The 22,184-nt window shown below is 48.9% G+C and carries 21 protein-coding genes; 16 read left to right on the top strand and 5 right to left on the bottom strand.

Translation table 11 applies throughout. The features are described from left to right. Positions 1 to 5: 5 nt before the first annotated feature. The 8 genes from GC097_RS04025 (at position 6) to GC097_RS03990 (ending at position 9,116) form a co-directional block, all read left to right on the top strand. Positions 6 to 1,289, top strand: a complete 1,284-nt coding sequence (locus GC097_RS04025) for a CCA tRNA nucleotidyltransferase (protein ID WP_376768360.1) — start codon at positions 6 to 8, stop codon at positions 1,287 to 1,289. A gap of 222 nt (positions 1,290 to 1,511) precedes the next feature. Continuing rightward, positions 1,512 to 2,480, top strand: a complete 969-nt coding sequence (locus GC097_RS04020; RefSeq protein WP_171682245.1) for a biotin--[acetyl-CoA-carboxylase] ligase — start codon at positions 1,512 to 1,514, stop codon at positions 2,478 to 2,480. A 260-nt stretch (positions 2,481 to 2,740) separates the two neighbouring features. Then, positions 2,741 to 3,595: a 3-methyl-2-oxobutanoate hydroxymethyltransferase gene (gene panB / locus GC097_RS04015; RefSeq protein WP_171682053.1), complete on the top strand. Its 855-nt coding sequence runs from the start codon at positions 2,741 to 2,743 to the stop codon at positions 3,593 to 3,595. Positions 3,596 to 3,622: 27 nt separating this feature from the next. Then, positions 3,623 to 4,486: a pantoate--beta-alanine ligase gene (panC, locus tag GC097_RS04010; protein ID WP_171682244.1), complete on the top strand. Its 864-nt coding sequence runs from the start codon at positions 3,623 to 3,625 to the stop codon at positions 4,484 to 4,486. A gap of 5 nt (positions 4,487 to 4,491) precedes the next feature. Further along, entirely contained in the window at positions 4,492 to 4,875 is a 384-nt protein-coding gene (panD, locus tag GC097_RS04005; RefSeq protein ID WP_171682052.1) for an aspartate 1-decarboxylase, read from the top strand. 79 nt (positions 4,876 to 4,954) lie between these two features. Beyond that, positions 4,955 to 5,548 carry a tetratricopeptide repeat protein gene (locus tag GC097_RS04000; RefSeq protein WP_171682051.1) on the top strand — a complete coding sequence of 198 codons (594 nt, stop codon included), beginning with the start codon at positions 4,955 to 4,957 and terminating at the stop codon, positions 5,546 to 5,548. Positions 5,549 to 5,637: 89 nt separating this feature from the next. Then, positions 5,638 to 8,499, top strand: a complete 2,862-nt coding sequence (locus GC097_RS03995; RefSeq protein WP_171682050.1) for an ATP-dependent DNA helicase DinG, 3'-5' exoribonuclease type — start codon at positions 5,638 to 5,640, stop codon at positions 8,497 to 8,499. Then, positions 8,496 to 9,116, top strand: a complete 621-nt coding sequence (locus GC097_RS03990; protein WP_171682049.1) for a redox-sensing transcriptional repressor Rex — start codon at positions 8,496 to 8,498, stop codon at positions 9,114 to 9,116. Before GC097_RS03995 ends, GC097_RS03990 begins: the two co-directional genes overlap by 4 nt. Positions 9,117 to 9,166: 50 nt before the next feature. Here the strand turns inward: GC097_RS03990 and GC097_RS03985 are convergent, their stop codons facing one another. Together GC097_RS03985 and GC097_RS03980 are read right to left on the bottom strand one after the other, a co-directional pair. After that, positions 9,167 to 10,168, bottom strand: a complete 1,002-nt coding sequence (locus GC097_RS03985) for an inorganic phosphate transporter (RefSeq protein WP_171682048.1) — start codon at positions 10,166 to 10,168, stop codon at positions 9,167 to 9,169. 63 nt (positions 10,169 to 10,231) lie between these two features. Continuing rightward, on the bottom strand, positions 10,232 to 10,858 hold the full coding sequence (locus tag GC097_RS03980) for a DUF47 domain-containing protein (RefSeq protein WP_171682047.1): 627 nt from the start codon (positions 10,856 to 10,858) through the stop codon (positions 10,232 to 10,234). A 244-nt stretch (positions 10,859 to 11,102) separates the two neighbouring features. On the opposite strand from GC097_RS03980, the gene GC097_RS03975 reads away from it, so the two are divergent. The 8 genes from GC097_RS03975 (at position 11,103) to GC097_RS03940 (ending at position 19,528) form a co-directional block, all read left to right on the top strand. After that, positions 11,103 to 12,398 (top strand): amidohydrolase, encoded by a 1,296-nt coding sequence (locus tag GC097_RS03975; RefSeq protein WP_171682046.1) that lies wholly within the window; start codon positions 11,103 to 11,105, stop codon positions 12,396 to 12,398. Positions 12,399 to 12,438: 40 nt separating this feature from the next. Next, positions 12,439 to 12,933: a cell wall elongation regulator TseB-like domain-containing protein gene (locus tag GC097_RS03970; protein WP_171682045.1), complete on the top strand. Its 495-nt coding sequence runs from the start codon at positions 12,439 to 12,441 to the stop codon at positions 12,931 to 12,933. A gap of 114 nt (positions 12,934 to 13,047) precedes the next feature. After that, positions 13,048 to 13,578, top strand: coding sequence for a hypothetical protein (locus tag GC097_RS03965; protein WP_171682044.1), 531 nt, complete (start codon positions 13,048 to 13,050; stop codon positions 13,576 to 13,578). Continuing rightward, the gene (locus tag GC097_RS03960; protein WP_171682043.1) at positions 13,571 to 15,079 is read left to right on the top strand and encodes an AAA family ATPase; all 1,509 of its coding nucleotides are present in this window, start codon (positions 13,571 to 13,573) and stop codon (positions 15,077 to 15,079) included. The genes GC097_RS03965 and GC097_RS03960 overlap by 8 nt, the downstream gene beginning before the upstream one ends. Positions 15,080 to 15,337: 258 nt before the next feature. Beyond that, entirely contained in the window at positions 15,338 to 16,210 is an 873-nt protein-coding gene (locus GC097_RS03955; RefSeq protein ID WP_171682042.1) for a 3-hydroxyacyl-CoA dehydrogenase family protein, read from the top strand. Beyond that, positions 16,207 to 17,415 carry an acetate/propionate family kinase gene (locus GC097_RS03950; protein ID WP_312875605.1) on the top strand — a complete coding sequence of 403 codons (1,209 nt, stop codon included), beginning with the start codon at positions 16,207 to 16,209 and terminating at the stop codon, positions 17,413 to 17,415. The genes GC097_RS03955 and GC097_RS03950 overlap by 4 nt, the downstream gene beginning before the upstream one ends. A gap of 102 nt (positions 17,416 to 17,517) precedes the next feature. Continuing rightward, positions 17,518 to 18,807: an asparagine--tRNA ligase gene (gene asnS / locus GC097_RS03945; RefSeq protein WP_171682041.1), complete on the top strand. Its 1,290-nt coding sequence runs from the start codon at positions 17,518 to 17,520 to the stop codon at positions 18,805 to 18,807. A gap of 40 nt (positions 18,808 to 18,847) precedes the next feature. Further along, the gene (locus GC097_RS03940; protein ID WP_171682040.1) at positions 18,848 to 19,528 is read left to right on the top strand and encodes a DnaD domain protein; all 681 of its coding nucleotides are present in this window, start codon (positions 18,848 to 18,850) and stop codon (positions 19,526 to 19,528) included. 77 nt (positions 19,529 to 19,605) lie between these two features. Here GC097_RS03940 and mtnB read toward each other — a convergent pair whose 3' ends face one another. From mtnB to GC097_RS03925, 3 genes are read right to left on the bottom strand one after another with little or no spacing between them, the layout of a single operon-like run. Then, entirely contained in the window at positions 19,606 to 20,241 is a 636-nt protein-coding gene (mtnB, locus tag GC097_RS03935; RefSeq protein ID WP_171682039.1) for a methylthioribulose 1-phosphate dehydratase, read from the bottom strand. Beyond that, positions 20,238 to 20,900 carry a 2-hydroxy-3-keto-5-methylthiopentenyl-1-phosphate phosphatase gene (locus tag GC097_RS03930; protein ID WP_171682038.1) on the bottom strand — a complete coding sequence of 221 codons (663 nt, stop codon included), beginning with the start codon at positions 20,898 to 20,900 and terminating at the stop codon, positions 20,238 to 20,240. Before GC097_RS03930 ends, mtnB begins: the two co-directional genes overlap by 4 nt. Further along, a complete protein-coding gene (locus tag GC097_RS03925; protein ID WP_171682037.1) occupies positions 20,897 to 22,165 on the bottom strand; it encodes a 2,3-diketo-5-methylthiopentyl-1-phosphate enolase in 1,269 nt (422 codons plus the stop codon). The genes GC097_RS03930 and GC097_RS03925 overlap by 4 nt, the downstream gene beginning before the upstream one ends. Between the last annotated feature and the right edge of the window lie 19 nt (positions 22,166 to 22,184).

The raw sequence follows: 22,184 nt of genomic DNA, 5'->3' as shown, positions 1-22,184 counted from the left end.
ACATGTTGGATGCTGGAAAAATATTGGTAGAAGATCGAGGCGCTTCTTATGTGCTGGCAAAGCTTACAGAGGCAGGCTATGAAGCCTATCTCGTAGGCGGCTGCGTACGTGATGCCGTGCTTGACAGACCGATTAAAGATATCGATATCGCGACTTCAGCCTTGCCTGAGCAGGTTATTGCCTGTTTCCCGCGGACGGCGCCGACGGGTCTTCAGCATGGGACCGTCACCGTCATCCTGCAGCAGGGGACGTATGAGGTAACGACGTTCCGCAAAGAGGCGGAGTATGAAGGTTTCCGCCGCCCTGCTTCGGTCGCCTATATCTCCGATTTGACGGAGGATCTGAAGCGGCGCGATTTTACGATGAACGCGATGGCCATGGACGGCGATGGCGTTGTCGTCGATCCTTTTGCCGGGCAAAAGGATCTCGCCTTAGGCGTTCTCCGCTGCGTAGGCAAAGCGGAAGAGCGCTTCGGCGAAGATGCGCTTCGCATGCTTCGCTGCATTCGGTTTGCCTCGACCTACGAGCTGCAGGTCGAGGAGAGCACTTGGCAGGCGCTGCTCGCGCAAGCACCGCTGCTGCGCCACATTGCCATGGAGCGCGTGCGCAGCGAGCTCCAGCGCATGATCGACGGCCCAGCCCCTGCACGGGCTGTACGGCTGCTCCTGGCGAGCCGCCTTACGGCGCACCTCAAAAAGCAGCTGCCGCTGCCTTTTGAGCGCTGGCTCGCCTGGGATGACGCGCTGGACGCTGTCAGCGCGTTGGAAGGGCAGCATGACCGCTGGGCGATGCTGCTGATGCTCCTGGAGGTGCCGGCGGACGTTATCCGCACGGCGCTCCAGGAGCTGACCTTCTCCCGCGCCGACGGCGACGCGGTATGGGCTGTGCTGGCCCTGCGCGAAGCGGTGGCCGCCACGCACTCAGACCCGGCTCCGCTGGAGCGGGTCTGGAAGCTTGGCGCGGTGCGCAGCGGCGAAGCCGCGGCCCGCGCCTTGCTGCGGCTGCTGCGCGTGCTGCAGCCGTATGCGGGTCAGCGCGGCGAGCTCGCGCTGTTTCTTGACACAGCGGCGCCGGAGCTGGTGCGCCGCGGGGAAGCGTGGCTGAGCGAGATTCCTTGCTTCAGCCTCAAGCATCTCGCCATATCCGGCAAGGATTTGGCTTCGGAGCTCGGCTTGCAGCCGGGCCCGGAGATGGGCAAGCTGCTGGAGCATTTGCTTGAACGAACAACGCTCGGGGAAATACCGAACGAGCGGGAAATTCTTCTACAGGCCGCGCGTGCTGCGAAGTAGCAGCGCGCGTGGTTTTTTTATAAAGTGTTCACGGAAGGCCGCGCTCTGCGCAGGTGAGGGAATAACGGTCCGCTATTTCACAGATCAGGGTAGTCTTATAGCCCGTTCGAGTGATATAAGACCCTGTAGTTTCCTCTCATTACCCAAATCTTCGCTTTTTGCTTTAATAGCGGATTGTAGTTCCCTTAAAGTTGAAGAAGTCAATAAATTGGAGTGAAAAAGATGAATGAGCGGATTTTAGAGCTTTTCCAACAATCCCCGGAGGCTTACGTTTCCGGTGAGGAAATCAGCCGCCGATTGAATGTGAGCCGCACAGCCATATGGAAGCATATCGAAGAGCTTCGCGCGGCAGGCTATGAATTTGAGGCCGCCCCGCGCAAAGGCTACAGGCTGGTGAGCAAGCCGGACAAATGGCAGGTGACCGAACTGCTGCAGGGCTTGAGAACGAAGGTGTTGGGGCAGAAGGTGCATGTATACGGGGAAGTCGATTCCACCCAGACGATCGCCCATGCGCTGGTCGCTTCAGGGGCTCCGGAAGGCACGTTAGTGCTCGCCGAGGCACAGACAGCCGGGCGGGGCCGAATGGGCCGTGCGTGGCATTCTCCGGCCGGGAAAGGCATATGGATGAGTCTGGTGCTGACACCGAGAGTCCCTGTTTATTTCTTGCCGCAGCTTACGTTGTTAAGCGCTGTCGCCCTTTGCCGGTCGATCCAGAAGGTATGCCAAGTTGACATCGGCATCAAATGGCCGAATGATCTGCTGATTAAAGGGAAGAAGGTCAGCGGCATTTTGCTGGAAAGCAGCGGTGAAGATGAACGCTTAAAGTATGTTATCGCGGGAATTGGCATCAGTGTGAATCTGAAGGTAGAGGATTATCCGGAGGAACTAAGGTCGGTTGCAACTTCACTGGCCATTGAATCGGGAGCGGAAATCAAGAGAGAGACTTTGGTACAAGCATTTCTCTTAGAATTCGAAGAGCTGTATGCGTTGTATTTGGAAAAAGGTTTTTCACCTATCCGACTGCTATGGGAAGCTTTAAGCGTAACTCTCAAGCGTCCTATCCGTACGCATTCGCCCAGCGGCGTCATTGAAGGCATTGCAGATTCCTTGGATGATTCAGGCGCACTGACGGTGATTACCGGAAACGGCGAGAAAATTAAAGTCTACTCTGGCGATATCGAACTGCGCTAAAAAAGTTAAGGTATCATTTGGAATCTCTATTTGGTATAATTGAATAGCGAGGCGGTATCCTTAAAGGAACTGCACTTGCTGCTATACAAGCGTAGTAACAGGTTTGATTGAAGCCGAAATAACGAGTAAACAAGATGTTGGATTCTGCTCTGAGCCTTATGGGACCGAGACAGAAGGATCATTGGATTCTTTCTGCATGCGATCCTTTTAGCTCTTAGCTAAAAGGTTTTTTTATTTTAGATGAGGAAGCTGGGATACAAATGGAAAAGAGAAAGCCGCTTACAACAGCCAAAATGAGAAAAATGAAGCAGGACGGCGTACCGATTACGATGGTAACCGCTTATGATTACCCGTCTGCCCGATTGTCGGAGGAAGCAGGCATTGATGTAATTCTCGTCGGTGATTCACTGGGGAACGTTGTGCTCGGATATGATTCGACCTTGCCTGTGACGCTGGATGATATGGTCTATCAAACGCGAGCCGCGGTACGCGGAGCTTCCAATACGTTTATTGTAGCGGATATGCCATTCTTGACGTACCATGGAAGTCTGGATACAACCCTTAAAGGCGTCGCCCGATTAATGCAAGAAGGTGGAGCCAAAGCGGTGAAACTCGAAGGCGGAGCGGAGATAGCGGCAACGGTCAAAGCGATCACCGAAGCAGGTGTTCCTGTTGTCGGACATCTTGGTCTTACGCCGCAATCGATCCACCAGCTTGGCGGTTTCCGCGTACAAGGCCGCAGCTCGGAGCAAGCGGAGAAGCTGCTGAGCGATGCGAAAGCGATCGAGGAAGCGGGAGCATTCGCCATTGTTCTGGAGCTGGTTACTGACGAACTGGCCGAATGGATCACCAAACAGCTGTCCATTCCGACCATCGGCATCGGCTCAGGGGTTAATTGCGATGGGCAAGTGCTTGTCTACCATGATCTTCTACAGTATGGTTCTGACAGTGCCCCCAGAAAGTTTGTAAAAAGTTACGCGAATATCGGGGACACTATTCGAGCAGGCATTGGCGAATATGTGAAAGAAGTGAAAGCGCGGACGTTCCCCGCCCCTGAAAATACGTTTCATATGGATAACGATGTAGTTCAATACTTGTACGGCGATAAGGAGTAGTGAGCGGCCATGAAAGCGATCCAAACCATGGAAGTGGTTCATTCAATTGCCGATTTGCGTTCTCGCATTAGAGAATACCGACGTAAAAATGATGGATCCGTAGGTTTTGTGCCCACAATGGGCTATCTGCACGAAGGCCATGCCAGCTTGCTGCGCAAAGCCAGGTCTCAAAGCGGGCTTGTGGTGTTGAGCATTTTTGTCAATCCGCTTCAGTTTGGTCCTGGAGAGGACTTTGAGCGGTATCCGCGGAATACGGAGAGAGACCTTGAGGTAGCGGAGGCAGCCGGCGCTGATCTTGTTTTTATGCCATCCGTCAGCGAAATGTATCCGGCTCCGACACGGACAACCGTTAGTGTGACGGGACTGACATCAAATCTTTGCGGAGCGTCGCGTCCTGGACATTTTGACGGCGTTGCGACAGTGGTCAGCAAGTTGTTTCATATCGTGCAGCCGGATCAAGCGTTCTTCGGACTCAAAGACGCTCAGCAGGTTGCCGTGATCGAGCAGATGGTACAGGATCTCAATCTTGCTGTCGAAATCGTACCTTGTCCAACATTGCGTGAAAAGGACGGCCTCGCGATGAGTTCACGCAATGTGTACTTAACGGAGGAAGAGCGGAAACAAGCGTTGGTTCTTTCGCAATCTTTGGAACTAGCAAAGGAATTCGTACGGGGTAGATCCAGTTTTACGGCAGGTGAGTTGGAGAGTCTGGTCAGGAGCCATATTGCCACAGCGCCACTAGCCGTCATTGATTATGCGGAGGTACTTGCCTATCCGGCCTTAGAGACTTTTGAAAGCAGCACTCATACCGATTCCGTTATTATTGCTCTAGCTGTCAAATTCGGCAAAACCCGGCTAATCGACAATGCTATTATACAATTGAGGAAGTGAAGTTTATGTTTCGCACGATGATGAAAGCCAAGATTCACCGCGCTACCGTAACGGAAGCGAATTTGAACTATATCGGGAGCATCACGATTGATGAAGATTTGCTCGATCTAGTCGATATGCTGCCTAATGAGAAAGTGCAAATTGTGAATAACAACAACGGGGCGCGTCTGGAAACCTACATTATTCCCGGCCCCCGCGGAACCGGGGTTATCTGTTTGAACGGCGCGGCGGCCCGTCTGGTTCAGACCGGAGATACCGTCATTATTATGTCGTATGCCATGATGACCGACGAAGAAGCGAAGAAGCATCAACCGACCGTTGCTATCATGGATGCGAACAATAAAGTGGCCCAACTGCTGAAAGCGGAAGAGCATTCAACCATCCTTTAAGCTGGTGATTTCCATGCATGAAATCGGCTCTGTTTACAAAGAATGAGGATAAGCTTTCGAAGCAAAGGTGGGATGCCAAATGTTTAAGCATTTATTTTCCACAATGAACGAGGTTTTGGAAGAAATCCAAAAAGAATATCCGAATAGTGATGTGGAGAAAAAAGCGGAGCTTGACGAGCAGTTGCAGGTGTTGAAGACGATGAGCGATGAGTTCATCGAGGCATGGCTGCTTTTTGAGGAGAAACTGGGAAAGTTTTATGGGGCCGTGCCGATCAGCACCCAAACCCTTCATAAGGAACTGATGGATCTTGATCTGTCCGGGAAGCAAACGGATGAGTTCGTTCGCGGCCAAGGGTACTACAAGCTTTATATGTATGATCAGGCGATCAAAGAATTTGAAGCTTTGATTCGGAGGCAGCCGGATTTCTTGTTGGCAAGGGTTTATTTGGCGATGGGACATCTGCGCAAAGGGGAGTTTGGAGAAGCGTACCAGCACTTCAAATTCCTGCTGCCCTTAACGGACAATTCAAAAATGAAGGCCATTTCCTACAACGCCATGGGTTGTATTCAAGTTCAAAATCACAATATGGAAAAAGCGTTTGAATATTTTCAAAAAGCGTATCATACCGACCCGTCATGTATGGAGCCGCTCATTAATTTGGACGAATCCTAAAGCAAAGTGACGAACTAGGTATTCCCTTTTCCTAAGAAGATTTGGTATGCTAGGAGAAGTGCAGGACGAAGGGATTGAAGATACACGTCATGAAATTTGCAGTTTTAGATTTTGAAACGACAGGAAGTCAGCCTGCGGATGAAATCATCCAGGTTGGACTGGTCATTATAGATCAATTTCAAATTATCGACAGGTATACTTCTCTGGTCAATCCAGGGATCGGTATACCTTCTTCCATTACAACACTTACGGGCATTACGGACGAAATGGTGGCAGACGCGCCAACGCTTGATCAAGTGATGTCGGATATGTTTCCGCTATTGTTCGATTGTGTGCTTGTCGCCCACCATGCCGCTTTTGACCTGTCCTTTCTGCAAAAGGGGCTGACGAAAACCGGCTATCCGCCATTTTCAGGCCGGGTACTCGATACGATGGATATGCTGCGCATCTTGTTTCCGTCCATTTCCAGTCTTCAACTGAGCATGGTAGCCGGATTATTCGGGATTGATCATGAAAGGCCCCATCAAGCCGATAGCGACGCGGAAGTGACAGCGGAAATCTGGATTGTTTGTTTGGAAAGGCTGCTAGGTCTGCCATTGCTTACCGTTCAGAGATTGCAGCATATTTACGAAAACAGTTCCAGTGACTTAGGCTGGTTTTTGGAAGAAATATGTCTATATAAAGAATCGATTACGAGCGTAGATACGGAAACCCATCGCTATTTCCGTCAATTTACACTGAACGTCACGGATTGGGGAGAAGAGGATGAGATTCGCTCGGCTTCGGATGAAGACGGGCTAGGGCCATCTTTTAAACATTTCCAACAGGGCTTAAAAACGGCTCTTCAACAAAAGTTTGAGATTTTTGAAGAACGTGAGTCCCAAGAGCAAATGATCTATGAAGTGGAGAAGTCTCTTAGGAACGATCAGCATTTGATGATTGAGGCGGGCACGGGTACGGGCAAATCACTTGGCTATTTGATTCCGGCCCTTTATTATGGCATCAAGTATGAGAAGAAAGTGGTTGTTTCCACGCACACCATCAATCTGCAGGAACAGCTTAGAGAGCGGGATATTCCGCTGCTCAAGGAGATTTTCCCTGTGCCGTTCAAAGCCGCGGTGCTCAAAGGGAGAAGCCATTACTTATGCTTGCGCAAATTTGAGACGAAGCTGACAACGCGCGATTACGAGAATGGCAAGGAAGACCCGTTAACGGCCGCTCAAATGGTCGTATGGCTCAGCGAGACGGAGTACGGTGATGAAGAGGAGCTGCATTTTGGGAATAAAGGGGCTCAATTCTGGTATTCGGTTGCCAGCGATACGGACTCATGTTTAAACCGCATGTGCCCATGGTACAAAAAATGCTTCTATCATCGCGCCCGTAACGACGCCAATACGGCTGATGTGGTCATTACGAATCATTCTCTTTTATTCACGGATATGAAAGCGGAGAACCGCCTTCTGCCGGCTTACAAACACCTTGTGATTGATGAGGCGCATCATTTTGAGGAAGTAGCCTCCAAACACTTGGGAATTGAGCTGCATTCCTCGGCGATGTACCATTCGTTGACTTGGCTCTATAAAGACAATCGAAGCGGTCAGCTGCCGATGCTGCGGTTTCGGCTGCAGAAAGCGGATGAGCAGCAGGAGCGTGCAGCAGCTTGGAGCCATACGATTGACGGCCTCTTTCCCAAAATCGTGCAAATGAAAGAGGATTGGGAACGGTTAAGCGAATCGCTTTATGAGCTGCTTTCCTCCAAAAGCGATCCGTCGCAAACGGAGAATTCCACTTATGTTTTGCGTATGAAGCCGGAGACTTTGCCTAACAATTGGCACGAGCTGCTGACGATGGAAGATAATATTTATTTGAATGCCAATGATCTGCTTCGCACGCTAGATAAATTGCTGAGCGATGTGAAGGAGCATCAGGAAGCTTTTGGCGTCCAAGGATTAGTTACGGACCTTAACGGGACTGTGAAAGAGCTCTATGAGCATCGGGATGCGCTGCATTTCTTTATGAAAATGGCCGATGAAGGCTATGTGTACTGGATGGAAGCGGGGACCTACGCCAAAGCGAAATCGCTGCAGCTCATCTCGGTACCGACCGATGTGAGCGGCTTGCTTCAACAGCATTTCTTTGAAACGAAGGACAGCATCATTATGACCTCAGCAACCTTGTCCGTGAATAAATCGTTTCAGTATTCAGCTGATCAATTGGGGCTGGTTATCCCGCAGGACGAAGAGAGCGGCAAGCTTAAGACGGTCCAGCTGCCTTCTCCGTTTAACTACCGGGAGCAAGCGCTGGTTGTCATCCCACGGGATTTCCCTACGATTAAAGGCGCCGGCGATCCCGTCTTTATCGCATCTCTTATTGAGTCGCTCAGTGAAGTGGCCATCGTGACTAAAGGCCGAATGCTTATTTTGTTTACATCGAATCGGATGCTTAAGCAGATTTATGCCGGCATGAAAGATTACTTGAAGCCGTACGGCATTACAGTTCTCGGTCAAGGCGTAGACAGCGGTAACCGCAGCAAGCTGACCCGCATGTTCCAGGACAACAAAATGTGCGTCCTGCTGGGCACCAGCTCATTCTGGGAAGGCGTAGACATTCCAGGTGACGCGCTGAGCTGTCTAGCGATTATCCGTTTGCCGTTCCAACCGCCGAATCATCCGCTGGTTGAGGCTAAATGCGAAAATATTAAGAAACGCAACGAAAACCCGTTCATGAAATTTTCAGTGCCGCAAGCGGTCATTCGCTTTAAACAAGGCTTTGGCCGGCTAGTCAGACGCGCTTCGGATAAGGGCATTGTGATCATTTACGATACACGCGTGATTGAAACCTTCTATGGCAAGCATTTCCTCTATTCGCTGCCCGGACCCAAAATCGAGCATATGAAAACGGAACAAATGCTGCCAAGGATTGAGCAGTGGATGGGGGAGGTTCAGAAATGAAATCACAAAAAATATCGGAGGCCGTTGTTCGCAGGCTGCCCATTTATCTACGTTTTCTAAATGAGCTTGCCATGAAAAATGTCGCAACAGTGTCTTCACAGGATTTGGGTCAAAAACTTGATCTGAATCCTGCTCAGATTCGAAAGGATTTGGCCTATTTCGGGGAGTTCGGGAAGAAAGGCATCGGCTATGATATCGCCTACTTGATCGAGAAGATTAGACAGATTCTCAAGTTGGACCGGCATATTCAAGTCGCTCTTGTCGGAGCGGGCAATCTTGGCCGCGCCTTATGCAATTATAATACTTACTTGCGAAATGATATGAAAATTGTCGCTGTTTTTGATGCCATGCCCAGTAAAACGGGAGAGACCATTAATAATTTGACGGTTCAACCCATGAGTGGGATGAAAGCTGTCTTATCGGAGCTTGGCGTTCGGATCGGCATCATTACGGTACCTGCGGACGAAGCTCAAAATGTGGCCAATCAGTTCGTAGATTGCGGCATTGAGGCTATTCTGAATTTCGCTCCTGTCATTATCAAGGTTCCGCCTGAAGTTCGTGTACACTATGCAGACTTTACAACGGAGCTTCAAAGCTTAGCTTATTATTTGGATTAATGGACTTACACGCAAAAAGACCGTCAGGATTTTCCTGACGGTCTTTCTTTTTAGAAAATAAGTCTGAAGATAAGGAAGTATAGCGTGTAAGCAAGCGCGATAGAGATCGGAATGGTAATGACCCAAGTAATCAGCATGCGGCTTACGGTCCCCCATTGTACTTCATGGAACCGCATAACACTGCCTGTCCCGATAATGGCTGAGGAGATAACATGAGTTGTTGATAAAGGTTTACCGATATGAGTCGAGAATTGAATGACAAGCGACGATGTCAGGTCGGATGCGAAACCGTTAATCGGTTCGATTTTAACGATTTTTCCGGAAACGGTTTTAATGATTTTCCATCCGCCGATCGAGGTTCCAAGACCCATTGCCAAGGCTGCTGAAATTTTGACCCAGAGCGGTACGTTCAGATCCGTTTGCACACCGGCTGCAACCAGACCAAACACGATAATGCCCATTGCTTTCTGTGCGTCATTACCGCCGTGTGAGTAGGAAAGCAATCCGGCAGAGAGGATCTGCAACGTTCTGAAGATACGGTTGAGCTTTGATCGCGATTTATTTCCGGACCATATGACGATGTACTTGATCAAAATCATAATGACGTAACCAAGTGCGAAAGCAATGATTGGTGACAGAATCAAAATGATAATGATTTGGGTGAAGCCGCTCCAGTTCACTGAGTTGACGCCGGCTCCGGCGATAACCGCACCCGCGAGAGCGCCGAGCAGTGTATGAGAGGAGGAAGAAGGAATGGCAAGATACCATGTTAGCAAGTTCCAAATAATGGCTGCCAGTAAGGCTGCGATTACGATTTCAACGCCGTTCTCAATTTTAGCCGGGTTGGCAATGCTTCCTCCCACGGTTTTGGCAACTTTCGAGGACACCATCGCCCCGATAAAATTAAGAGTGGCTGCCATAGCAATGGCTACCCGCGGGCTAAGAGCGCGCGTAGATATCGAAGTCGCAATGGCATTGGCTGTATCGTGAAATCCATTAATGAAATCAAAGAGCAAGGCTAGTACAACAATTATGATTAAATAAGTTAACATGATTTCCTCCTAAGAGCTTTCCACTCAAAAAACGATCTTCTCGTGCAGATGAACCGCACAGCCCTATGAATAACGAAGTACAACGCTGTCTAGGATATTGGCTACGTCTTCGCAAGCGTCTGTTGTTTCTTCCAAGCGCTCGTAGATTTCTTTCAGTTTGAAGTCCTCGTAGGGGTCTTTGCGAGTGATGAAAATTTGGCGGATTCCTTCGCGCATTAAGCGATCGCCATCATTTTCGAGGGAGTTAATTGCAACGGTGTGCTCAGGAATTTGCATGTATTTTTTCTTCGCGAGCAGTTTGAACGCGTCTAGCATATGTTGGCACGAATCTACAATGACTGCCGAGAAGTCTCTCATATACGTATCTGTGTGGGAGACGTTTAAATAGTCAAAACGGGCAATGGTAGCTTCGATTCCATCCGTGACATCATCCACTTTGGAGGCAAGAATCATGATGTCCTCGCGATCGATCGGCGTAATGAAAACTTTATTCAAACCTTTGAAAATTTCGTGGGTAATGGAGTCGCCTGCATGTTCTAAATCGTGGATTGGCTGAACGTAGTCTACTGGCGGTTTGTCACCCATCATCGCCGTGCGAAACAGCTGAGCGGTTTGAAGTGCGTTCTCTGCGGCCCGGATAAGCAGTTGCAAGAAATCGACTTCATTTTTTTTTGTGAATAATGTGGTCATAATAGCCTCCTAGTTTTTACTATATGTACAAGATTTTGATCGAATTTACGAGAGAATTGGACCAAATTGTAGAAAAAACTCACGAAGTTAAAAATATCATAATAATTGGACCGAAAGCAACCAAAATTCCGTGACATTTTACAATTTCTTAACATTGGATGCTTCCTTGATTTTACAAGCCTGAAGATGTAAAGTTTATTAAGCAGTGTTTAACTTAGAATGAGCATAGAGAGGGTATTTTAGTATGAAAAAAACATTAATTACGAATGGCCATTTTATTTCTACTATTGAAGGAAAATCATGGATTAAAGGCTCTATGGTTATAGAAGGCGATCTTATTACATATATCGGCGAACAAACTCCTGAGCCTAAGGAAAACTACGATGAAGTGATCGATGGGACGAACAAGCTTTATATGCCTGGACTCGTCAATACGCATGGTCACGCGGCGATGTCGCTGCTCAGAGGATATGGGGACGATTTAGCGCTCCAGATCTGGTTGGAAGAGAAAATGTGGCCGATGGAAGCTAAATTTAGCGCTATGGATGTAAAATGGGGCACCAGTCTTTCTATTTTGGAAATGATGAAAGGCGGAACTACGACCTTTGTTGATATGTACGACCATATGAATGAAGTGGCGAAAGCAGTCGAAGAGTCCGGAATGCGCGGCGTTCTTGCACGCGGCGTTATCGGATTGTGCCCGCCCGATGTACAGACGGCTAAACTGAAAGACGCTTCTGAGTTTGCAAAAAGCTGGCATGGGGCTGCGAATGGCAGAATCACGACGATGATGTCTCCTCATGCGCCTTACACGTGTCCTCCGGAATATATTGAACGAATCGTTCAAGCTGCTCATGATTTGAACTTGCCGATTCATACCCATATGTCGGAGACAAGCCGCGAGGTACAAGGCAATGTGGATCAATACGGTTTGCGTCCGGTTGTCCATTTAGAGAAGATCGGCGTGTTCAGCAGACCGACGCTCGTAGCGCACGGCGTACATTTAACGGACGAAGAAATCTCTGTTTTGAAGCAGTATGACGTCCGCGTCTCTCACAATCCGGGAAGCAACTTGAAACTTGCCAGCGGCGTAGCCCGTGTACCGGAACTGCTTCGCGCAGGCGTGAAGGTATCGCTTGGAACAGATGGCGCAGCTTCCAACAACAATTTGGATATGTTCGAAGAAATGAGACTTGCGGCGTTAATTCACAAAGGTGTTTCCGGTGATCCGCTGGCTGTACCGGCCGCAGAAGCACTTCTGCTGGGAACGAAAATGGGAGCGGAATCCGTCTGGTTGGATAACGTAGGCCTCCTGCAGCCAGGTATGAAAGCTGACTTTATCGCACTGGATATCGATCAGCCGCACTTCTTGCCAAAAACAGATTTCGTTTCTCACGTTGTTTACTCCGCGTGCGCCAAGGATGTTGTTGATGTCTGTGTCGATGGCAAATGGCTTGTTCGCAAAGGCGAATGCTTGACGATGGATGAAGAAAAAATTAAACGCGAGTTTGAACTGTGCTTCGACAAATTAATTGGTTAAGCAGGTGCCGGCAGTTCGTCCAAGGAGGTGAGCGGCGCTTATGAATGCGAAGCGAACGAGAATTATAGCTTTTGGAGTATTTATTATTGTGACGCTGGGCGTCGTGCTCAGCCGCTTCTACTTAAACGTGCAGAATGAGCATTGGGACAGTAAGCGCACCGCGGTAGAAACCGCATTTGAGAAAAGCATCATGACGAAAGCTGTTAAAGTGGATTTCTTCTATGGCGAAGAGCCGTTTCGTATCGTTTATGGGGAAGACAAGCTGGGTCAAGATTTGATCGTATGGGTTTCAGATAAGGACGTGCATACGGAAATGGCTTCTGAAAGCTTCACGGAAGACCAAGTTCGGGATGTGGTTATGAAGAAAAATCCTGATGCGGAGATTGAACGGATCATGCCTGGCAAACTGGATCAGGAGTATGTGTGGGAAGTATTTTATAAAAAAATAAATGATAGCGGCACTAGATATTTTTATGATTACTATAAATTTAAAGATGGATCGTATATCGATACGTGGAGACTCAGCCTGCAATAGGCTGGGTTTTCTTGTTTCCACTCATTTCATAAGGTTAATGGTTATATGGCGTGATATACTCAGTGTATGGAATCGGACGCAACATAATATATCGAGAAAGGGGGACGTTGACTGATGAAGCTACGTCTCTTACCTGTTGTATTGAGTGTAATTATTTCCGCCGGCGTCTTATTTGGAGGCTGGTTTGCTTATACAAGTTTTGCAATGGAATCTCCATTATCCGATATCATTAGCAAAGTTCCCGGAGTGACCAGTTCAACCATGAAATTAGACAAAGATAAAGTTGATATAGAAGTTGTTTTAAAAGCAGATGCTAATTTAAGGACAGTTGTTGAACATATTAACAAAGATGGTGCATCGATTATCGGTAAACGTACTGTAAATATTCATGTTAAAGACAATCCGTCCGAGAAGCTGGATCAGTGGTGGTCCAAAGCTTTATTCGAAGTTGCTCAAGCCATGGAGACCAAGCACTATGCGGACATTCCTGCAACGCTGCAAAAATATGCCGCTGACATGCCGAATATGAAAGTGGAAAGTGAAATGGATCAAACGTATGTATATATTCGATTGACAGATGGTGATGCCACGAAATTCATCATGCTTCCTAGAACTTCTCAGATAGGAGTGTGGCCGAATGAGTAAAATATACAAGGAAATTGGGATTGGCTTTATTCCCGTACTGCTTATTTTCTTAGCATTCTTAGGCGTGAATGTGATACCTATATTGTTTGTTGGTGTAATCGGCGTTTCGCTGTTTTATATGATTAGAAGCCGCGGCGGAGTAGGCATCTCTGCCGGCGGGGGCGGCGACCGTAAAAGTAAGAATCGAACGCCGGCTTTTCTGACTTTTGATGAGATTGGCGGACAGGACCGGGCTAAGAAAGAATTGACGGAAGCACTTGATTTTTTGATTAAGCATGAAGAAATTAAGAAGCTGGGCATTCGCCCGCTCAAAGGTATATTGCTCACCGGGCCTCCGGGAACGGGTAAGACGCTAATGGCGAAAGCAGCCGCTCACTACACGAATTCGGTGTACTTAGCTGCTTCAGGCAGTGAGTTTGTAGAGATGTATGTAGGCGTCGGTGCGAGCCGTGTCCGTGATCTCTTCAAGGAAGCAAGAACCCGCGCGGTCAAAGAGGGCAAAGACAACGCGATTATTTTTATCGATGAGATTGATGTGATCGGCGGTAAGCGGGATGGCGGTCAGCAGCGCGAGTACGACCAAACGCTTAACCAATTGTTAACCGAGATGGATGGGATTCACACGAACGATGCGCCGCGTATTTTGATTATGGCTGCGACGAACCGGAAGGAAATGCTGGATAGTGCGCTTCTACGTCCGGGACGTTTTGACCGTCATATTGAAGTGGATCTTCCGGATAAGAAAGGCCGGCTGTCGATTCTGGATATTCATGTGAAAAACAAGCCGTTAGCAAGCGAGGTTTCTTTGGATGTGATCGCCGAACAAACTTTCGGCTTCTCCGGCGCTCAATTGGAAGGCGTGCTGAATGAAGCGGCCATTTATGCGATGCGTGAGGATAAAAAAGTCATTGAGCAGCATCATTTGGCATCTGCGATTGATAAAATCATGATGGGTGAGCGGACGGATAAGGAAACCGCACAGGACGAGAAAGAGCGGGTTGCTTATCACGAACTGGGCCACGCGATTGTTGCTGAGCTTGTACGTCCGGGCTCCGTGTCGCAAGTAACGGTAAGTCCGCGTGGGAAAGCGCTCGGCTATGTGCGCCATAACCCGCCGAAGGATCATTATTTGTACACGAAGGATTATATCGAGCAGCAAATCATGATCGCTCTAGGCGGCGCCGCGGCAGAAGAAATTTTCTATGGCGGCCGCAGCACGGGCTCGCGGAACGATTTTGAGCAAGCTCTATCCATGGTCCGCAATATGATGGACTCAGGCTTAACATCGCTTGGCATCATTGACCGTGAGATGGTCACGAAGGATCAGCTGATGAAGGAGAATACGAGCATTCTCGATGCTTTGATGATGCACACAAAAGCTCTGCTGGAGCAGCAGCGGGGAGTGTTCGACCATTCCTTCGCGATTTTGATGAAAGAAGAAGTTATTTCCGGCGATACGTTCCGAAAGTTGTTTGATGCATCTGTTTCCCAGAGTGCTTAAAAAAGGTGGGGGTTGTCTTGAAAGGTCAGGAATGGCCTGAAGGATAGCCCCTTTATGTTCGTTCAAAAAATAGGCGGAGCTCTCTTTCATATCGCAATTGTGTCAAAGCTCGTAAAGGTTCCGCAATGTTTTGTGACTGTTAATGAAATTTGACAGTAAAAATTGTATGATAGGTGTGGGCTTCCAAGGTTGCATCCAAAGTTGCAAGGCGCTCTGGTTGCGAAAGATAAGAATGAGCCTTACGAAGGAGAAATTGGCATGGTTATCAAAACAATTGGTGTTGTCGGCGGCGGCACAATGGGACAAGGCATATCTGAAATGCTTGCGGCCCGGGGGCTGGAAGTATTGTTGGTTGAGAAATCGGCAGAGAAGCTTGACCGAGCCTTAGAGCAGATCCAGGTTAGTTTAGATAAACAAATCGAACGATGGGCTTTGACGGAAGCGGAGAAAAAGCTTATTTTAGCAAAAATAAAGAAAGCGGATTCTCTCCAAGACATGGCTTCTTGCGATATGGTCATAGAAACAATCACCGAAGATTTAAATGCTAAAAAACACGTCTTTTTCCAATTAAATCAAATTTGCAATTCATCCATTATTCTAGCATCCAATACATCTACGCTCAGCGTGACCGAGATTGCAGCTGTGACAACCATTCCTCAACGGGTTATCGGACTTCATTTTTTGCACCCGGTTGCAAAAGTGAATCTCGTCGAGATTATCCGTGCGATGAAGACGTCGGATGAAACCTTTGAGAAAACGAGACGATTTGTGGATGAGCTGATTCAAAAGAAAGGCATTAAAGTCAATGAATCGCCGGGCTTTATTACGACAAGACTCATCTGCACGCTTATCAACGAAGCTTTGCACACGCTGTCAGAGGGCGTAGCATCTGCGGAAGATATCGATACCGCCATGCGAATCGGCTATGATTTCAAGTATGGCCCGTTAGAAATGTGTGACCGATTCGGTTTGGATTCTGTGCATGATGCGCTCGAAGGAATGTTCCGCGATTATGGAGATATTAAGTACCGGCCGTCATTTCTGTTGAAGAAAATGGTGCGTGCCGGTCATTTGGGTGCCAAAACAGGAGAGGGCTTTTTCCTTTACGACAAGGATGGTGACCGATTGTGAATATTCTCGTCATTAATGCAGGGAGCTCGTCACTGAAATATCAGCTTTTTCAAATGGAAGATGAGACGGTTCTGGCGAAGGGCAGAGTCGAGCGGATCGGGATGGAAACCGCTATTTTGGTGCATGAACCGAAAGACAAAGGTGAAGTTCACGAGGTCAGTGAAATTTTGGAGCATACGACTGCGATCCGCAAAGTATTGGCGCTGCTCGTTCATCCCGAGCACGGCGTGCTCGAGTCAACGGCAGAGATCAACGCCGTAGGTCACCGCGTCGTGCATGGCGGTGAAAGCTTCAAGAGCTCCGTCCTCGTGAACCACGAGGTGAAGCAGGAGATCAAGCGGCTTTTCGATTTGGCGCCGCTGCACAATCCGGCGCACATGCTTGGCATTTTGGCGGTGGAAGCGAACATGCCGGACGTCCCGCAGGCCGTTGTATTCGACACGGCCTTCCATCAGTCCATGCCGGCGCATGCTTACCTTTATCCGGTACCGATGGTGCTGTACCGGAAGCACAAAGTGCGCCGCTACGGTTTTCACGGCACTTCGCACAACTATGTGAGCGAACGTGCCGCAGCCTTCCTGGGCCGCCCTCTGGGGCAGCTGAAGCTCATTACCTGTCATATCGGTAATGGAGCTTCCTGCGCCGCCATTTTGGGTGGCAAGGCGGTGGATACGAGCATGGGGATGACCCCGCTCGAGGGTCTGATGATGGGGACGCGCAGCGGCGATCTCGATCCCGCTATCGTGCCTTATGCGATGGGCAAGGAGGATTTGACGCTTGGCGAGATTTCCTCGATGCTGAACAAGCATAGCGGGCTTCAAGCGATCTCGGGCATCTCCAGCGATATGCGGGAGATCACGGAAGCGATGGAGGCAGGGGACAAAAACGCCAATCTTGCATTCGAGATGTATGAGTATCGCTTGCGCAAATATATCGGTGCTTACGCCGCGGCCATGAATGGCGTCGATGCGATTGTATTTACGGCCGGCGTCGGCGAGAATTCGGAGCTGCTGCGCAAAAGAGTTTGCGAGCAACTGACTTACCTTGGGGTGGAATTCGATGAAGCAGCAAACCGCTCAGGGAGAGGCCAGGAACGGCGCATTACAACTGCAAACTCCAAAGTGCAAGTGCTGGTCATACCAACCAATGAAGAATGGGTGATCGCCAGAGACACCTATCGTTTAGTTCAGTCTGCCCAAAACTGAATCTTTGCTCAAAATAGTGTACAATAGAAAAGCGCAGGAGATTTCCGGGCATCTTAGCTGTAAAAAAGTTCGTACGAAAACTCAAGGAGGTACTCAACAAGTATGAAATGTACGATAGGGGAAGTAAAACATCATGTCGGCGAGTCAGTGACAATTGGCTGTTGGCTAAACAAGAAACGGTCTAGCGGTAAAATTCAATTTTTACAACTTAGAGACGGTTCAGGATATATACAAGGTGTTGTAGTAAAAAGCGAAGTTAGCGAAGATGTTTGGGATGCGGCTTCCAAGCTGACGCAAGAAAGCTCACTGTACATAACCGGCAAAGTGAAAGAGGATACCCGCAGCAAGGGCGGTTTCGAGCTGGATGTAACCGGCGTAGAGATCATTCAAATCACCGAAGAATATCCGATTACACCGAAGGAGCATGGCGTTGATTTCTTGATGGATAACCGTCATCTGTGGATTCGCAGTCCGCGCCAACGCGCCGTGCTTGTCATTCGCGCCCAAATTATTCAAGCGGTTCAGCAATTTTTCAACGAGCGCGGCTTCCATTTGGTGGATCCGCCGATTCTAACCCCTTCTTCTTGTGAGGGAACGACGAATTTGTTCCACACCAAATATTTTGATGAGGATGCCTTCTTGACGCAAAGCGGTCAGCTGTACATGGAAGCTGCTGCGATGGCGCTTGGCCGCGTGTATTCTTTCGGGCCTACGTTCCGTGCGGAGAAATCAAAAACTAGAAGACATCTCATTGAGTTCTGGATGATCGAACCGGAAATGGCGTTCGTGGACCATGCCGAAAACTTAGAAGTTCAGGAGCAATTCGTGTCTCATATCGTTCAGACTGTACTCCAAAATTGTGCGCAAGAGCTGGAAACCTTAGAGCGCGACACTTCCAAGCTTGAGAAAATTAAAGGCTCCTTCCCGCGAATTACGTACGATCAAGCGGTCGAGTTCTTGCAAAAGAACGGCCATGAATTCGAGTGGGGCGAAGATTTCGGAGCGCCGCATGAGACTGCGATTGCTGCTGAATATGAAACGCCTGTGTTCATTACGCATTGGCCTACCGAGATTAAAGCTTTTTATATGAAGCCGGATCCTAGCCGCCCTGAGGTTGTGCTTTGCGCAGATATGATTGCACCAGAGGGCTATGGTGAAATTATCGGAGGCAGTCAGCGGATTGATGATCCGGAGTTAATGGAGCAACGTTTCAAAGAGCACGAGCTATCCAAAGAAGCCTACCAATGGTATCTCGACCTGCGGAAATACGGGTCAGTGCCGCATTCCGGTTTCGGTCTTGGCCTAGAACGTACCGTTGCATGGATTTGCGGTCTGGATCACGTTCGCGAAACGATTCCGTTCCCGCGTTTGCTCTACCGTTTGTATCCGTAATCCATTTATCAACCGAAGGTAGAAAGAGAAAGGAGACCGGATGAGCAAACCGTTCATTACACAGCAGCAAATTGAAGCGGTCCTGTTGAGCAGCATCCAGGAAGGCAGTGTCGCGGTACCGCTTCTTCTGCTGAAAAACTATCGTGCCCTTCAGTTAAGCGAAATCGAGGTTATGACGCTAATCCATCTCATTTCCTTTCTGGAAAAGGAAAAGTACGATTTTCCAACCACCGATGAGATTCAATCCCGCATGTCGGCATCACCGGATTTGGTCATTGCCGGCTTGCAGAAATTGATTCACGAACAGTTCATCGCGATTGATGAAGAGATTGACGTGCTATCTGGGATTCGCAGCGAGCGATATAATCTAACACCGTTATACCGGAAGCTAGCCAAGCAGGCAGCCGAACAGGAGATGGCCAAATTATCCGCTGTCCGTACGCCAATGCCAGCTGACGAGGGTGCCAGAAATATTTTCACCACGTTCGAAAAAGAGTTTGCCCGACCGTTGACTCCGATGGAGCTGGAGACGATCAGCGGTTGGCTGGACAAGGATCAATATAAGGAAGATCTCATACTGACGGCATTGAAGGAAGCGGTTTTTGCCGGCAAGGTGCACTTCCGTTATATTGATCGCATTCTGCTGGAATGGAGCCGGAATCGGGTCGGCACCGTGGATCAAGCGAAGGAATATTCGCAGCGCTTTAGACAATCCAGATAAACGAAGAGGCTGTCCCTCAGGTCGCATTAGACCTTTGGAGACAGCCTTATTTGTGCTTTCATAAGAGGCACAATATGTTATTTATTCAGCAGATGAGAGCGGTACACGTATTCAAAGAGGAATTCGAAAGCTTCCAAATGACGCTTCGCTTCAAATGCATTCGCACCCCACGCATAAATACCGTGCTTGCGAAGTACGATGCCGGGAATCCGCGGAATAATGGCTCCTTCTACAAGCTCAGCGATACGCGGGATCTCCGCATAGTTCGGCAAAATCGGAATCTCGATTTGAGCTTCCTCATCCCAAATGTTGAACGCCTTAATCAGCTCAACGCCGTTAACCGGAATACTTTTACGTTCCCAGTACAGCTCGGAAATCAAATTATTGAAAATCGTATGCACATGAAAAATAGCGCCAGCGCCGGTCAATCGGTAGATTTCGCTATGGATTAGCGTTTCAGCCGACGGCTTCAGGCTGGTGGCTTCTGTGGCTACGCCTTTCTCATTCACAAGCAGGAAATCTTCCGGCGTTTGCACGGATTTATCCTTGCCGCTTGATGTGATGGCGAACGTGAATTGCTCAGGGTCAAAGCCGCCTACGCGTACGGATAAATTGCCGCTAGTCGCAGGGAACCAGCCTCTTGCCGCCAGATTGGCTTTAATGTCGCGCAGCTCGGCAAAAGCGCGTTGTTTCTCTTCCAGTAAAATACTCATGCTACAGGTTCAGCCTCCAATTGCTTCATAATATCGAAGAAGTTATCGAACGGGTAATACGCGTATCCCAGCTTCTCGCACATCTCAACAAGGTGGGAACGTGCGAAAATCGTATCAACCAGCTTAGCTCCTTCGAAATCTGTAATGCTGTCTCCGATGATAATCCGCTCATACCGATTGGCATCATAGGAGCGAATAATGCTCGTTTTGCACATGCCGCAGTCTGTTTGACAATGCTCGTCGCATTGGTTCGGCCACAAAATTTCGATAACGCTGCCTTCAAAGGAAGAGGCGTTGCAGTAGATGTGCTCATGCGGAATCGGGAAAGGTTTCAGCAGCGGGTAAATAAAGAAATCGATGCCTCCGCTGGTGATCAAAAGCTTGATGTTTTGCTCTTTGCAGTAATCCACAAATTGTTTGAAGCCATCCCGGATAACCGCATTGCCGATGGCGTATTTCACAATCTCATCCTTGCGTGAAGTTGGGAGGAGGGCGAACATCTCGCCTACGCCTTGACGAATGGAAATGCTTTTATCCAAAATGCGTTCCACAATCGCGTCCCAACCAGCCGGGTTAAAATGCTTCATGATCGCCACGATGTTATCATTTACGGTAATGGTACCGTCAAAATCGCAAAAAATGATGCGTTCCTTGCTCATTCTCTAATCCCCCAAGTGTCAATAGCTGATTGTAGTTCTGGATGGTTTTGGGCGTAGTCGCGAAGCTGAATGCCTTGCAGCGTTGCATCGATCGCTTGCCGGAATGCACGTCCTCCGGCGATTGTGCCAAGCGGATGGCCATGAATGCCTCCGCCTGCATTCACGATGACATCTTGGCCGAAATCTCTCAGGATGAGAGGCACAAGACCAGGATGAATACCGGCTGACGGCACAGGGAAGGAAGCGGCAAGCTTCAATTGCGCATCTGCCGAAGCGTTATAGCTGTAGTCGTTATGCAGATCGCCTGTTAGCAGCACATGCTTGATCGCTAAGTTTTCTTCTCTCGGCATGACCACAGAACCGTAAGGAGAAGGGAACAGCACCAGATCGGCTCCGGCTAACCGCATCAATTTGCCAAGCAGCACAGAAGGGGAGATCCCGTAGTGCGGTGATGGATATGTGGCGCCTGCCATAGCCGGATGGGCCATAATCGGTATTGTAATCTCCGGATCAGCGCTTAGCTCATGAAGCACATCGAAGCCGTAGGCTAACACATTGAACAACAAGGCGTTTGCTCCTGCATTTATCGCTTTTTTGGCCTGCGCCGCGAGCTTCGAAGTTGGGCCGGTCAAATTAACAGCGTAAAGCAGTTTTTGACCGGTTTCTTTGGATGCTTGCGCGGCGGCTTCCATACAAATCTCAATCCGCTTCTCAAGCGGAGTCAGCGGGTTTTCGAATAAGATTTCATCGTCTTTAATCAGGTCGACGCCGCCTGCCGCTTGCAAATAAAATTGCTCGCGCAAAGCTGGCAACTCATAACCGACAACCGATTTGAAGATGCTCATCAGCAAAGGGCGGTCATGGACACCGAGAATGTCGCGCACGCCCTGCATGCCGAACTTCGGACCGGAGAATCCGGCCAAGAAATCGGTTGAAAACTTTAAGTCAATGAGCTTAATTTTGCCGTCCATCGACAACTTGCCGAATACGGTAACTAACAGTGCGGGAATGTCTCTGCTGAAATTAACGTCCGGATAAGCGATCGTAATATCGGCATAGCGGCCAGAAGCCGGCTCCTCAGGGCCAGGCTCGTGAACCTCAACGTAAACGACTTTGCCCAGATGTTTCTCCATTTGCGCTTTTTGCGCTTCCGGCAGCTCCGTCCAGGAGCCTACTGTCAGACCGACAGCAATGCCCGTCGCTTTTTTATGAAAATCGGCTTTCTCATCGAAACTCCGATATGTGGCTAAACAATATGCACTCATCGAAAACGTTCACCTGCTT

This window comes from Paenibacillus planticolens (genome assembly GCF_013141725.1).
Classification (GTDB): Bacteria; Bacillota; Bacilli; order Paenibacillales; family NBRC-103111; genus Paenibacillus_E; species Paenibacillus_E planticolens.
Note: the sequence above shows the minus strand (reverse complement) of the source record. Positions and strands in the feature narration are given on the sequence as shown.